Source organism: Ruicaihuangia caeni, assembly GCF_029952955.1.
In the GTDB taxonomy this organism is placed as follows: domain Bacteria; phylum Actinomycetota; class Actinomycetes; order Actinomycetales; family Microbacteriaceae; genus Ruicaihuangia; species Ruicaihuangia caeni.
Map to the genome: position 1 here is coordinate 99,536 of NZ_JASATX010000002.1, position 12,887 is coordinate 112,422.

Annotated in this window: 12 protein-coding genes and 3 tRNA genes; 5 read left to right on the forward strand and 10 right to left on the reverse strand. The window is 66.8% G+C overall.

Annotated features, from left to right (window positions below; genetic code table 11):
- Window positions 1-5: 5 nt before the first annotated feature.
- The 5 genes from QF206_RS05585 to QF206_RS05605 all read right to left on the reverse strand — a co-directional run bounded on the left by QF206_RS05585 (window position 6) and on the right by QF206_RS05605 (window position 4,350).
- Entirely contained in the window at window positions 6-1,535 is a 1,530-nt protein-coding gene (locus tag QF206_RS05585) for an MFS transporter (protein ID WP_281488232.1), read from the reverse strand.
- Window positions 1,532-2,800, reverse strand: a complete 1,269-nt coding sequence (locus tag QF206_RS05590; protein ID WP_281488233.1) for an amidohydrolase — start codon at window positions 2,798-2,800, stop codon at window positions 1,532-1,534. The genes QF206_RS05585 and QF206_RS05590 overlap by 4 nt, the downstream gene beginning before the upstream one ends.
- Before the next feature lie 227 nt (window positions 2,801-3,027).
- Window positions 3,028-3,378 carry a hypothetical protein gene (locus QF206_RS05595; protein ID WP_281488234.1) on the reverse strand — a complete coding sequence of 117 codons (351 nt, stop codon included), beginning with the start codon at window positions 3,376-3,378 and terminating at the stop codon, window positions 3,028-3,030.
- Window positions 3,379-3,426: 48 nt separating this feature from the next.
- Window positions 3,427-3,726, reverse strand: a complete 300-nt coding sequence (locus QF206_RS05600; RefSeq protein ID WP_281488235.1) for a hypothetical protein — start codon at window positions 3,724-3,726, stop codon at window positions 3,427-3,429.
- A gap of 198 nt (window positions 3,727-3,924) precedes the next feature.
- Complete coding sequence (locus QF206_RS05605) at window positions 3,925-4,350, reverse strand: Hsp20/alpha crystallin family protein (protein WP_281488591.1); 426 nt, start codon at window positions 4,348-4,350, stop codon at window positions 3,925-3,927.
- Between the two features lie 440 nt (window positions 4,351-4,790).
- Between QF206_RS05605 and QF206_RS05610 the strand changes: the two genes are divergently transcribed.
- Window positions 4,791-6,899: an Ig-like domain-containing protein gene (locus tag QF206_RS05610; RefSeq protein ID WP_281488236.1), complete on the forward strand. Its 2,109-nt coding sequence runs from the start codon at window positions 4,791-4,793 to the stop codon at window positions 6,897-6,899.
- Here QF206_RS05610 and QF206_RS05615 read toward each other — a convergent pair.
- Window positions 6,878-7,720, reverse strand: coding sequence for a putative protein N(5)-glutamine methyltransferase (locus QF206_RS05615; RefSeq protein WP_281488237.1), 843 nt, complete (start codon window positions 7,718-7,720; stop codon window positions 6,878-6,880). The two genes, QF206_RS05610 and QF206_RS05615, sit on opposite strands and share 22 nt — an antisense overlap.
- A 152-nt stretch (window positions 7,721-7,872) precedes the next feature.
- On the opposite strand from QF206_RS05615, the gene QF206_RS05620 reads away from it, so the two are divergent.
- Both QF206_RS05620 and QF206_RS05625 read left to right on the forward strand, forming a co-directional pair.
- Window positions 7,873-8,136, forward strand: coding sequence for a type II toxin-antitoxin system Phd/YefM family antitoxin (locus QF206_RS05620; RefSeq protein WP_281488238.1), 264 nt, complete (start codon window positions 7,873-7,875; stop codon window positions 8,134-8,136).
- Complete coding sequence (locus QF206_RS05625) at window positions 8,133-8,405, forward strand: type II toxin-antitoxin system RelE family toxin (RefSeq protein WP_281488239.1); 273 nt, start codon at window positions 8,133-8,135, stop codon at window positions 8,403-8,405. The genes QF206_RS05620 and QF206_RS05625 overlap by 4 nt, the downstream gene beginning before the upstream one ends.
- A gap of 165 nt (window positions 8,406-8,570) precedes the next feature.
- Here the strand turns inward: QF206_RS05625 and QF206_RS05630 are convergent.
- The 3 genes from QF206_RS05630 to QF206_RS05640 all read right to left on the reverse strand — a co-directional run bounded on the left by QF206_RS05630 (window position 8,571) and on the right by QF206_RS05640 (window position 8,873).
- Window positions 8,571-8,643: transfer RNA gene (locus QF206_RS05630), tRNA-Phe, on the reverse strand.
- 63 nt (window positions 8,644-8,706) lie between these two features.
- Window positions 8,707-8,780, reverse strand: a tRNA-Asp gene (locus QF206_RS05635).
- Between the two features lie 20 nt (window positions 8,781-8,800).
- Window positions 8,801-8,873, reverse strand: a tRNA-Glu gene (locus tag QF206_RS05640).
- A 303-nt stretch (window positions 8,874-9,176) separates the two neighbouring features.
- On the opposite strand from QF206_RS05640, the gene QF206_RS05645 reads away from it, so the two are divergent.
- Together QF206_RS05645 and QF206_RS05650 are read left to right on the forward strand one after the other, a co-directional pair.
- Window positions 9,177-10,580 (forward strand): peptidoglycan DD-metalloendopeptidase family protein, encoded by a 1,404-nt coding sequence (locus tag QF206_RS05645; protein WP_281488240.1) that lies wholly within the window; start codon window positions 9,177-9,179, stop codon window positions 10,578-10,580.
- Between the two features lie 34 nt (window positions 10,581-10,614).
- Window positions 10,615-11,961 carry a C40 family peptidase gene (locus QF206_RS05650; RefSeq protein ID WP_281488241.1) on the forward strand — a complete coding sequence of 449 codons (1,347 nt, stop codon included), beginning with the start codon at window positions 10,615-10,617 and terminating at the stop codon, window positions 11,959-11,961.
- Window positions 11,962-12,389: 428 nt separating this feature from the next.
- Here QF206_RS05650 and ppa read toward each other — a convergent pair whose 3' ends face one another.
- On the reverse strand, window positions 12,390-12,878 hold the full coding sequence (ppa, locus tag QF206_RS05655; protein ID WP_281488242.1) for an inorganic diphosphatase: 489 nt from the start codon (window positions 12,876-12,878) through the stop codon (window positions 12,390-12,392).
- Between the last annotated feature and the right edge of the window lie 9 nt (window positions 12,879-12,887).

The following is a 12,887-nucleotide window of genomic DNA, read 5'->3' on the forward strand; positions in this document are numbered from 1 at the left end:
CCCGCTCAGTTTCCGAAGGCCGGGGGAGCCACGACGTCGGGTCGAGCCTCTTCCTCCTCCTTCGGGCGGTCTCTTGGCACGCTGACGATGATCGACGCGATCGCCACCACGACCATGAACACGTTGAACAGCAGCCCGATCGCGCCGCCGAAGCGCAGTGCGACATTGTCCTGACGGCCGATGAAGAGGCCCCACGACTGGATCAGTTCGGGATTGACGTTCTGGCCCGCGACATACAGCGCGGCCGAGATCGCGACGCCGATCGCATTGCCGAGCGAGGACGCCATCTTGTAGATGCCGGATGCCGCCCCGACTTGCGCATCCGGCACGTTCGAGAGGGCGGCATCCGTCGACGGGGTCGCGTAGAAGCCGAGCCCCACGCCGAACAGGGTGAAGCCGATGAAGGTGAGCACGAGGTACTCGCTGAGGAGCAGGAAGGTGAGCGAGCACATGAGGATGCCGACACCGGTGATCATGCTGCCCCAGAGCATCGGCCTTCTCGGGCCGAAGCGCTGCAGCAGCTTCTCGCCGACCCTGATGGTCAGCAGGATGGCGACGAGGTAGCCGAGCGTGAGCAGCCCCGATTGCAGTGAGCTCAGCCCGCCCGCGATCTGCACGAGCCCGAGCGCGACGATCAGCGTGCCGGCGGCGCCGTTCAGCAGGAAGTTCGACAGCGTCGCGCCGGTGAAGGTGCCATTGCGGAACAGCTTGAGGTCGACGAACGAGTTCCGCTTGCGCGTCTCGATCTGCAGGAAGACGAGCCCACTGACGACGAAGATGGCCACGAGGCTCAGGCCGATGAGGCTGAGCCACCCGATGTGCGGGCCCTGCGAGATGTAGATGTTGATCGCCATCAGCATGACGATGAAGAAGATCAGCCCCGACCAGTCGAAGCGCGCATCAGCGTTCTCGGGGTCGCGCTCAGCGCGGGACTCGGGTGTGCCATGGAGCAGCAACAGCGCGAGGATCGACAGCACGATCGAGATCCAGAAGATGGAGCGCCAGCCCAGCGGCGACGACGCCATCAGCCCCCCGAAGAGCGCTGTGAAGCCCGACCCGCCCCACGAGCCGATCGACCAGTACGACAGTGCGCGCTGTCGCGCTTTGCCTTCGTAGAACGCCTTCACCAGCGCCATCGTCGACGGCATGATGCAGGCTGCCGAGAGGCCCTGCACCGCCCGCCCGGCGAGCAGCATGCCGGAGGTGAGCGCGCCCAGGTTCTCGGGCGTCAGCGCGATGATGATCGACCCGGCGATGCTCAAGTAGATGCCGAGATACATGATCTTGGTTCGCCCGATGCGGTCGGCGAGCCCGCCGGCGACCACGATGAAGATCCCCGAGAAGAGCGACGTGATCGAGACCGCGAGATTCGCCAGCGTCTGCTCGACGCCCAGTTCGTCTTTGATGCCCGGGATGACGTTGAGCAGCGTCTGCGCGAACAACCAGAAGTTGATGACCGCGAGCACGACACCGAGCAGCCATTTGTCGGTCGGCCTCCATTCGGTGGCCGCCCGTTCTGGTGCTGAGGTCGTCACGGTGCGACCTCGTTGGTCGCCTGCTTGGAGAGATAGGCGAGCGCCGCGAGCACATGTGCCGAGGTCGCGATGCCGAGGGTCGGATCGATGACCGGCGCGAACGCGGGCGAGTGATTGGCCGGAATGTCTTGCAGCACGGTGCCGCTCGCCACTGCCTTGCGGTAGCGCTCGGGGTTGACCGACCCGACCGTCCAATAGGTGTAAGGGCAGCCCAAGGCATCCGGGAGCTCGCTGAAGTCTTCGGATGCCGTAACGGGAGCGACACGGAACACGGCGTGCTCCCCGAAGTGGCCGGTGAACGCCGCGGTCACTCGCTCAGTGACGGCTGGGTCGTTGCTCGTCAGCGGGAACTGGTCGTAGTAGTCGAACTGCGGGTCGCGAGGCGAACCCGCCGCCGCGCACTCGCCTCGCACGATGCGTTCGATCGACGCCATGACTCGCTTGCGCAGGTCGGGGTCGTACGTGCGCAGATTCAGCAGCAGCTCGGCGCTGTCGGGGATGATGTTCGACTTCGTGCCGGCATTGATCGCACCCACCGTGACCACCGCGAACTGGCCGGGCTGCACCTCGCGCGAGACGATCGCCTGCAATCTCGTGACGATGGATGCCGCCAGCACCACCGGGTCGATCGAAAGATGCGGCATCGACCCGTGAGCCCCCTGGCCGTGCACCGTGATCTTGAGCGAGTCGCCGGCCGACAGCACGGGCCCGGGCGTGGTGCCGATGGTGCCGGCCTCCTGGGGCATCACGTGCTGTGCGAAGGCGACATCCGGTTTGGGCACTTTTGCGGCGAGCCCGTCGGCGATCATCGCTCGAGCGCCGGCGGCGGTCTCCTCGCCCGGCTGGAACACGGCCGCGTACGTCCCCGACCACGCATCACGGTGGTCGGCGAGCAGCTTCGCCGCACCGAGCAGGGCGACCGCATGCATGTCGTGCCCGCAGGCGTGCATGACGCCATCGACGGTCGACGCGTACTCGAGGCCCGTCGCCTCGGTCACCGGAAGTGCATCGATGTCGGCGCGAGCCAGCACAGTGCTCCCGGAACCATTGGCGCTCCCCGAGCCATTGGCAAGGATGCCGACGACACCCGTGCCGCCCAACCGCTGCACGTCGTAGCCGAACTCCCTGAGCCGGCGCTCGACGATGCCGGCCGTGCGGTGCTCCTCCATGCTGAGCTCGGGATGGCGGTGCAGGTCTTTGTACAGCGCGCGTTGCCACTCGAGTTCGCTATCGAGCTTCGGCAGTACTTCGCTCGCGTTCGACATCCGAATCGCCTCGCCTTCGTCGCCGCAAGCGGCCGGAGCTTCGTTGCGGCTCAGTCGACAACGTACGCTCGGGGCGCGCGTGCGCCAGATGGCCGCGTTGCGAGGGTTTGCTGCAGGTCCGCGGGTTGCATCCCTCGCAACTGCACGAAACCCTCGCGCGAACGGCAACCGCGCCGATCCGAGGCCAGCTGAGCCGAGCCGCGCCGAGCCGAGCTGAGCCGCGCCGGTCAGCTCGGCCGAGAAGCGGAGTCCTCCGGCAGACCACCTGCGGCGGCGGCCGCTCCAGCCTCGAGCGGTCCAGGGGTGCCTGGGCACTTGACCGAGTGCAAGGAGAAGAACGCGTTCAACTCGTCGATCGACCGGAACTCGTACTCCTTGGGCCCGTCGCCGCTCGCGAGCCAGAGGAGTGAGTACGAGTCGGCGGTCTCCTCGAGCAGTCCGAGCAGCGACTCGGCGTTCTTGGGGTCGATGGTCGCGTCGCTCACCCGCCACTCTGTCGTAGAGAGTCGCGTGAAGGCGAGGCCATCGATGTCGGGTGGCTCGAAGGATGCGGCGGGCTTGATTTTGACGGCGGGCATTGTCGTTTCCGGGAGGGTGCGAGGGCTTGGGGTGAGGGCTCGACGACGTCAGAGGTCGAAGCCGAGTTGCGCCGCGAAGGCTTGCCAGCGCGGCATGTAGATCGAGGCGAGCACAGCGGTGTTCGCCATCGCGATCAGCCCGAGGGTCGCAGCCGAACCGAGCACCACTACGACCAGCTTCGGAAGGGTTCCGACACGCTCCCACGCAGTGCCTGCCGAGCGACCGAGCCGAGCCGCTTCCGTCGCGGCCCGGGAGACCAGTTCCTGCGAGTGCTTGAGGAGCCGCTCGCCGTTTCGCCTGATGTTCCCCGCGTTGAACCGGCTGGGAAACGCTTGAAATGTGGTCATACGAGCCTCCCTGATGAATGTGCTTCGGCGCTCTTGTGGATGCCGGAAGCGGACGTGCGAGAACGAGCGAGAAGAGGCGGCCACCGGGCGGTGCCCGGCAGCCGCTTCTCCTGCGTCGCGCGGCGCTTGGATGCGACACGAGCATCGTCTGCGACCGCGGCGGCGAAGCGCCGATGTCAGGCGTACTCGCGCTTCGCGCTAGGCCGTGACGGCCTTGTTGGACTTCGATGCGGATTCGACCGTGATCTTGCGCGGTCGCGCGCGCTCGGCGATCGGGATGACCACACTGAGCACACCGTTGTCGTAGCTCGCGGAGATGCCTTCGACGTCGACATCGTCGCCGATGGTGAATTGGCGCATATACGAACCGAATGGGCGCTCCTGCGTGAGCCAGCGTGCGCCCTCTCGGGTCGCTGCGGTGCGTTCAGCACGGATCGTGAGCACATGCCCATCGACGTCAACGTCGACCGAGCCGGGATCGATGCCGGGGAGGTCGGCGCTCAGCACGTACTGCTCGCCCTCTCTGAAGAGATCCACAGGCATGATCCTGGGCTGACGGCTTGTGTCGAAAAGGCTCTGTGCCAGCCGGTCCAACTGAGTGAAAGGATCAAATGACATCGACATAGCCATGACAAATCACCTCTTTTTCACTTGTTTGGACGCCACGTGGCTTCGTGGCTCGGCCCCGATTTTAGCACTCTCATGCGTCGAGTGCTAATGAGCGGCTGAGAGTTTGCTGGGTCACGGCTTGATCGCGGTTGCGGTTGAACTCTGTGGATGTGCAGGAGCGAGGGCGCCGGTCGGTCGCTGTATCTGTTCGCTTCGCCTGAGCGTCTTGACGTACGCCATGCGCGACGGAGACTGGGTGTCACGATCTGTTCGACCCGTTGGCGGCGCGTGGCGACCCGAGTCTTGCCGTCGGCACGACAGACGCCCCCGAAAACCGCACCGATCCGATCCCGAGCCCCAGGGTGACAAGACAGTCTCCGACCCGAAAAGAACCTCTGCGCAAGAGCGGCCGCATCCTCATCGGCTTGTCGGCGTGCGCGGCGGTCGTTGCCGGCATGTCCGTCGTCGCGGTCGGCACCGGGGCGTGGGCGACTGAGGTAGTGGCCCGCTACCCGGGCGAAGCGGCCCGGGTAGGGCCCGACACCGCGGGGGTCCACGTGCAACTGGAGACCGGGTGGTTCCAAGCGCACGAGGACTTCGACATCGTCCTCACTGGGTCGAACAGAGACGCGGTCGAGGGGCGTACGGAGGCCAACGGCTCGGGAGCGCTGTCGTTCACACCAGATGAGCCTCTCGCTGCGGGGAAGTACGCGGTGAAGGTCGAGGAGAACGCGTCTGGCGCGAGCGAGGGCAACGTCATCGATTCGTGGTCGTTCACTGTCGAGGCGCCGTCGAGTCTCGCGGCGAATTCCTCTGGCGGGGCTTCCGCTCACTCCGGCAGCAGCATCCTGCTCGTCGCCCGCGACGGCACGCGCGACTCCTATCTGGCTGAAGTGCTGCGGGCGGAAGGGTACACAAGCTTCGACACTGCGACGCCCGAGCAGGTGTCGGGCGAGCTGCTGGCGGATCGCGCAGTCGTCATTCTCGGTGCGATGAGCTCAACAGGGCCGCACATCTCCGACATCCGGGCCTGGGTGCTGGGTGGGGGAGACCTCGTCACCATGAAGCCACAGGGGGAACTGGCCGAGCTCGCCGGGCTGCAGCCAACCGGTGAGACGCTCGAGAACGCCTACCTGCAGATCGACACCGATGCTCAGCCGGGTGCAGGGCTGACGGCCGAGGCCATGCAGTTCAAAGGGGACGCCCTGCTGTACTCGAGCGGATCGGTGAGCCAGACTGCCGCGACCCTGCTACCCAGTGCTGAGAGCCGTGGGCAGTACCCTGCCCTCACCTTGACCGACGTAGGGGACGGCGGCGGGCGCGTCGCCGCATTCAGCTACGACCTCGCGACCTCGGTCATGTACACCAGGCAGGGCGACCCAGCGGCTGCCGGCTCGGAGCGCGACGGGTCGCCACCGATCCGGCCCAACGACCTCTTCATGGGCTCGAATGGCGAACCCGACCCGCTGGACTTGTCGAGGATCGGCACCCCGCAGGCAGACGAGCAAATGCGTCTGCTGAGCAACGTGCTCGAGGAACTGCACGGATCCACGTCGCCATTGCCGCGGTTCTGGTACCTGCCGCACGGCGAGAACGCCGCGATCGTCATGGCGGCGGACGATCATGCGACAAAGGACGGGACTCGAACGTTCCTGCAGCGGATGGTCTCGGCTGCGCCGGACGATTGCGACGTCGCGCAATGGGAATGCCCCCAGGCGAGCGTGTGGTTGGACCCGTCCACGCCGCTGTCTCCAGAAGATGCTGAGCACTACTCCGACCTGGGGTTCGATCTGGGAGTGCACGTCTCCACGCAGTGCGCCGACTGGACGCCGGAGTCGTTGGCTGACGCGTTCACCCGCCACATGCTGGCGTTCCGCGCGAGGTACCCCGATCTCCCCGATCAAAAGGGTCATCGACTGCATTGCATCGCCTACAGCAATTGGCTCGGCCTGCCGAAGGAGGACCAGAAGTGGGGCATCCGAATCGACATGGATTACTACAACTGGCCGCCGAGCTGGATCGACGGCCGTCCGGGGTACATGACCGGATCGGCGCTTCCCATGCGCTTCAGCGATGAGACCGGTCGGATGCTGGATGTCTTCCAGCAGGAGTCGCATCTCGTCAACGAGACGTGGAACGGGTCAACAGCGGCGATCGAGGAGTTGATCGACGCGGCCGAGGACGAGCGCGGCTACTACGGGGCGTTCGGCACGCACTTCGACTTCAGCGACAACTTCGATCAGCAACTCATGGACATCGCGACGCGACGGGGTGTTCCGATGATCTCCGCGCGCCAGTTGCTGGACTTCACCGACGGCCGCCAAGCCTCGAACTTCGAGAACGTGCGCGCGAATGCAGACGGCGGGCTCGCATTCGACATCGACGTCGACCCGCTCGCCCAGGGACTGCTGTGGGGCATGCTTCCGGTCGACTCGGGCGACGAGACTCTGGAATCGCTCACGGCGGACGGAAACCCGGTCGACTACGACCTGAGGCTCATCAAGGGGGTGCGCTACGCCCTCTTCGAAGCGGATGACGCGCACTACGAGGCGCGATACCGCTGAGGCGATCCGTGGCACGAGCCATCCGCGCCCGCCACTCCGCCCGCCACTCGGCCCATGACAACGGTCGCGTCCCACTGCTCGGAGTGGAGAACGGATGGTCGGATGCCGGCCTGCTCGAAGAGCCCGGCCAGCGCCGGCGCTTGGCGCTCGCTGACCTCGATCAGCACGACCCCGCCGGGAGCCATCCACGTCGCTGCCGCTTGGATGACGCGCCGATGAACGTCGAGCCCGTCGTCGCCGCCGTCCAGCGAGACGAGGTGCTCGTGCAGTCGGGCTTCGCGCGGCATGAGCGCCACAGCACCCGTTGGCACGTAGGGGGCGTTGGCGACGAGCACGTCGATCGTTCCGGCGAGTGCCCCCGGGAGAGCGTCGAACAGGTCGCCCTCGAATACTCGCTCGGGCGGTAGATTGCGACGCGCGCACGCGACGGCAACCGGGTCGATGTCACTCGCATAGACGTCTGCCCCCGGCGCCTCGTGAGCGATCACGGCGCCGATCGCCCCGCTGCCGCAGCACAGGTCCACGGCGACATCGCCTTCGCGGGCATCGGCTGCGGCGAGCTCCGCGAGAAACTCCGTGCGACGCCGCGGAACGAAGACGCCAGGCTCGACCGCTACCCGCAACCCTCGGAACTCGACCCACCCGACGATGTGCTCGAGCGGCACACCGGCGACGCGCTCCTCGATGAACCGCTCGAGCTGCTGCCGGGTGGATGCTTCAGCCACCAGGAGAGCCGCTTCCTCCTCCGCGAACACCGAACCGGCAGCGCGCAGCGTCGCGGCGATGGCCGCCGTGTCTGCCGTATCGCGAAGAGCGTTCATCGAGGTCTCGTTGCCCTGCACATCCCCTATTGAAACGCCCTCCTCGTCATGGTGATGACCCTGGTCTGAAGAGCCGCGTCTTTGGTGCCAGAAGCCGACGTGCTCACAAATGCATCTGTGGCTGTTATGTACATAGTTGCTAACATGGCCCTATGAGCACCATCACGTCCGCTGTCACGATTCGCGAGCTGCGCGAGGGTCTTGCCGACACTGTTGGTCGAGTGAGCTACGGGCACGAGCGCGTGCAGATCACCAAGAACGGCAAGCCAGCGGCGGTGCTCATTGGCACCGACGATTTTGAGTTGCTGGAGCACCTGGAGATGCTGCGTGACGTCGCCGAGTACCGCGCAGCCAAGTCTGCCGATGACGGCGGGCGCGTCAGCCTCGGTGAATTGCTCGCTGAGATCACCGAGTGAGTCGCGACTCGGGTCGCTACCGCGTCGAGTTCACCACCGCGGCCGCGAAGGAACTGCGGAAGCTCGACACGGGAATCCGTCGCCGCATCCTGCTCGCTATTGCCGTACTCGAAGGCGACCCTCGCCCCGACGGCTGCAAGAAGCTGGTCGGCGAGAGCGACGCCTGGCGGATCCGGGTGGGCGACTACCGGGTTCTGTACGAGGTCCTCGACGATGTGCTTGTCGTGACGGTGGTGCGGGTGGCTCACCGCCGCGAGGCTTACGAGTAGTCGGATCACGAAGCGGAGCCGGCAGAAGGCTAAGCGCGACCTCGGAGGCGTTTCAAGCGCCGGGCTCAGCGTTGAGACGATCCGGGTCTCACCGGCGAAAAGCAAAACCCCCGCGATGTAGAAGCTACGCGAGGGTTTCTGGGGTGATTGTAACGATCACCCTTGTGGCTCCGACCGGCATCGATCCGGTGACCTTTCGATTTTCAGTCGAACGCTCTACCAACTGAGCTACAGAGCCAGAGGCCGAACGAATTCGGCCTCAGTAGGAGAAAAGCCCCTTGAAAGGGGCTTTTCGCCAGAGCGACCCTGACGGGACTTGAACCCGCGACCTCCGCCGTGACAGGGCGGCACGCTAACCAACTGCGCTACAGGGCCTAGCTATTCAATTCTATACGTGACCCCAACGGGATTCGAACCCGTGCTGCCGCCGTGAAAGGGCGGTGTCCTAGGCCACTAAACGATGGGGCCGTGAAGTGTGAACCTCTTAGCTTGCCGAGGGTCAATCATACGTAACGAGCCTGAAGATGCAAAACCGAGCGGCGCTCGGCTCTCAGGGGCCACTCGGCTGCTTCCGTGACCCGTGCGACGCGCCCGCGATGAACCCAGAGTTGCGGCATCCGTCACATAGTTTCAAGTGGTTGTTGAGACTTTCGGGCTCTCTGCCCTTAGGATGCTGGAAGTCAGTGTTGACCGAGTTGATGCTGTTGACAGTGTGAACAACGTTATAAACACCAGCGCAGGGGAACGCGCGACACTGGTATCTGGGGAGCGATGGAAGCCAACGAGTTGCACTCGCAGCACGCCGAGCAGGGCGAAGACCGCGCCGACCGCCAAGGAGCAGGCCGGCGCTTCTTTGCGCGTACGACAGCGACCGAAGCGCGGACAGCCAGTGCTTCCGCGACCGCGAGCCGCAGGGCTCGCTGGCGGCGCAGCCCTCTCGTCGCGCTTGTCGTCGCCGTCGGCATCCTCTTCTCAGGCGCGATCGTCGACGCGGCTTCTGAGCCGGCCTATGCCGCCGACTATCCGAGCTGGGACGACGTGCGCAAGGCCCGCGCGAACGAGACGGCGAAGAAGGCCGAGATCTCGCGCATCCAGACGCTGCTGAAGAACCTCGAGGCCGATGTCGCCGCGAAGACCGCTGCCGCGGAAGAAGCAGGCTACGCCTTCGAAGAGGCCGACCTGGCGTTCCAGGAGGCGGCACTCAAGGCGCAAGACCTGCAGGCTCAGGCCGACGCGGCCGGCGAGATCGCCGCGACCTCGCGTCAGCAGGCCGGCCAGATGGCCGCGCAGCTGTCGCGTCAGGGCGGCGGCAACCTCAGCGCCAGTCTGCTCGCGAACCCCGGCGACGCCGACGACCTGCTGCAGCGTCTCGGCTATGCCAGCCGCATCACGAAGCAGTCCGAGGGCCTCTACGTCCGCGCGCTGCAAGACATGAACACCGCGCAGTCACTGGCCGACCAAGCGGAGGTCGCCCGGGAAGTGCGTGAAGAACTGCGCGCGGAGGCCGAGGCGAAGCAGATCGCCGCTCAGCAGGCTGCAGATGCTGCGAACGCCGCTCTCGCCGAGCAGGAGGAGCACGCCGTCGAGCTCAAGGCGCAGCTCGAAGTGCTGAGCCTCGCTCGCGCGAACACCGAGGCCGAGTATGCCGAGGGCGAGCGCATCCGCAAGGAGGCCGAGGCGAGGGCCGCTGCCGCCCGCGCTGCAGCGGCCGCTGCAGCCGCGGCGAACGGCGGCGGGGGATCGACCAGCACCCGCGGGCCGGTCAACGGCTGGGTCTGGCCCGTCAACGGCTGGATCACCGGGCACTACGGCAACCGGCTGCACCCCGTCTACAACTACTGGCGCCTGCACACCGGCACCGACATCGGCGCTGGCATGGGCACACCCATCTACGCCGCTACCGGTGGCACCGTGACCTACGCCGGCCGTCTCGGCACCTACGGCAACTTCGTGCTCATCAACCACGGCAACGGCGTATCGACCGGGTACGCGCACATCCGCGACGGCGGCATCATGGTGCGCTACGGCCAGCAGGTGCAGACCGGGCAGCAGATCGCGCAGGTCGGGTCGACCGGCGCCTCCACCGGCCCGCACCTGCACTTCGAGGTGCGCATCAACGGCGTCGCCACGAACGCTGTGACGTACTACCGCAACCACGGGATCCCGATCGGCTGAGCAGTGATCGACCGGGGGACATCGAGGTGGGGGCATGCGACGCCGTAGGGCGACGCTGCTCGCGCTGCTGACCGCGACGAGCCTCGGCATCGGGCTCGGCGTCACGGCCGCGCACGCACAGCCCGACTTCCCCACCTGGGAAGAGGTCGAAGCCGCGCGGTCAGACGCCGCGACCGCTGCGCAGAAGGTGGCCGAGCTCGAGGCGCTGGTGGCATCGCTCTCGTCGGATGCCGCAGCCTTCGGACAACTCGCGCTGCAGCGTGGCGAGGAGTACAACGCCGCGGTCGTCGAGCATGAGCGCGCGGTCGAGCGCGCCGCCCGCTTGCAGAAACAGGCGGACTCCGCTCGCGAACGGGCAGAGACATCGGCTCGCCGCGCCGGGCAGCTGCTCGCGCAGCTCTCGCGCTCCGGGGGTGGCGACCTCACGCTCACACTGCTCGGCGGTGGCGCGTCGAGCTCCGACGAGCTGCTGCGTGGCATGGGCCGGCTCAGTCAGCTCAGCTCGCAGTCGAGCTCGCTGTACGGGCAGGCGATCACGGAGCGCAACGTCTCGCTGGCGCTGCAGCGGTCAGCGGATGCCGCAGCAGCCGAACGCGATCGGCTCGCCGAGCGCGCGGCATCCGTCTTCGCTGCCGCTCAGGCTCGAGCAGACTCGTCGTCGACCGCTGCTGGGCAGCAGTCCGCCGTGCTGGACGAGCTGTACGCGCAACTCGCGGCGCTGAAGGGAACGAGCGCTGCTGTCGAGCGCGGCTATTACGAAGGCCTCGAGTGGGAGCGCCGTCAGAACGCCGGCGCACCTCCGGCGGTGCCGCCGCCGCTGCCCAGCCCTTCACCGGCACCCGCCCCGGCGCCCTCACCCTCGCCGAGCCCGTTGCCGTCGCCTTCACCCAGCCCGGCGCCAGGGCCGTCGCCCTCACCCTCGCCGAGCCCTTCACCTTCGCCATCGCCGAGCCCGGCGCCGGCGCCTCCGCCGCCTCCGCCGACGCCCTCACCCGGTGCGGTGCAGACGGCGATCGCGTTCGCCAAGGCGCAGCTCGGAAAGCCGTACCAGCTCGGCGGTCGAGGCCCGACCTACTGGGACTGCTCGGGGCTCACCCTCATGTCGTACAGCGCCGCGGGCGTCAGCATCGGCACGCACTCGGCGACCAACCAGTACAACACCATGGCCGCCCGCGGACGTCTAGTGCCGTACAACCAGATGATGGCCGGCGATCTGCTGTTCTACTCGGCCGGCGGCTCCACAGGCGCTTCGAAGTACCACGTCACGCTCTACCTCGGCGGCGGCCAGATGATCGAGGCGCCGTATCCCGGTGAGACGGTGCGCATCAAGCCCGTGCGCTACGGCGATCTCGTTCCCTACGTCGGCCGCCCGACCGGCTGAGCCCGCGGACGCCTTCACACGCTCCACGGCTCCGGCCCCAGCATCCGCCCCTCCTCTCTTCTCCCTTTGCCCTTCTCCCTTCGTCGTTCTCCCTTCGCCGAGATGACAAGATCTGCGGTGTTTTGGCGGCAGGAGCTGCAGATTTTGGCATCTCGGCGGAGGTGTGGGCGCACGCGACCGGGCAGGGATGCGCACGGATGCGGGCGGCACCGCGCATTGGCGGCACCCCGCGTTGGCGGCACCGCGCGTTGGCGGCACCGCGCACGGGGGCACCACATTGGCAGCACCGCGCGTTGGCGGCACCGCGCACGGGCGGCACCACGCACTAGCGGCACAAACGCGAAGCGGGGGCCGCCCGAAGGCAACCCCCGCTCCATGCGAGTCTGAGGCGTGCTGAGCGGCCAACGCTCGGCACCATCCCGCGAAACTCAGTGCTGCTCAGCGAACGCCTTCACGCCGGCCTCGATGATCGCCTCGGCCTCGGCGGCGTCGCCCCAACCCTCGGTCTTGACCCACTTGCCGGGCTCGAGGTCCTTGTAGTGCTCGAAGAAGTGCTCGATCTCCTTGCGGGTGTACTCAGGAATGTCGCCCACATCTTGGATGTGGTCCCAGCGGGGGTCCTTCGCCGGCACCGCGATGACCTTCGCGTCGCTGCCGCCGTCGTCGGTCATGTTGAACACGCCGACCGGTCGCACCTTCACACCGACGCCCGGGAACAGCGGGTACTCGAGCAGCACCAGCACGTCGACGGGGTCGCCATCGAGGCCGAGGGTGTTCTCGAAGTAGCCGTAGTCGGTCGGGTACACGAACGTCGTGTAGAGCACCCGGTCGAGGAACACGCGGCCGGTCTCGTGGTCGACCTCGTACTTGTTGCGGCTCCCGCGGGGGATCTCGATAACGGCGTCGTAAGCGCCCATATGACGTGC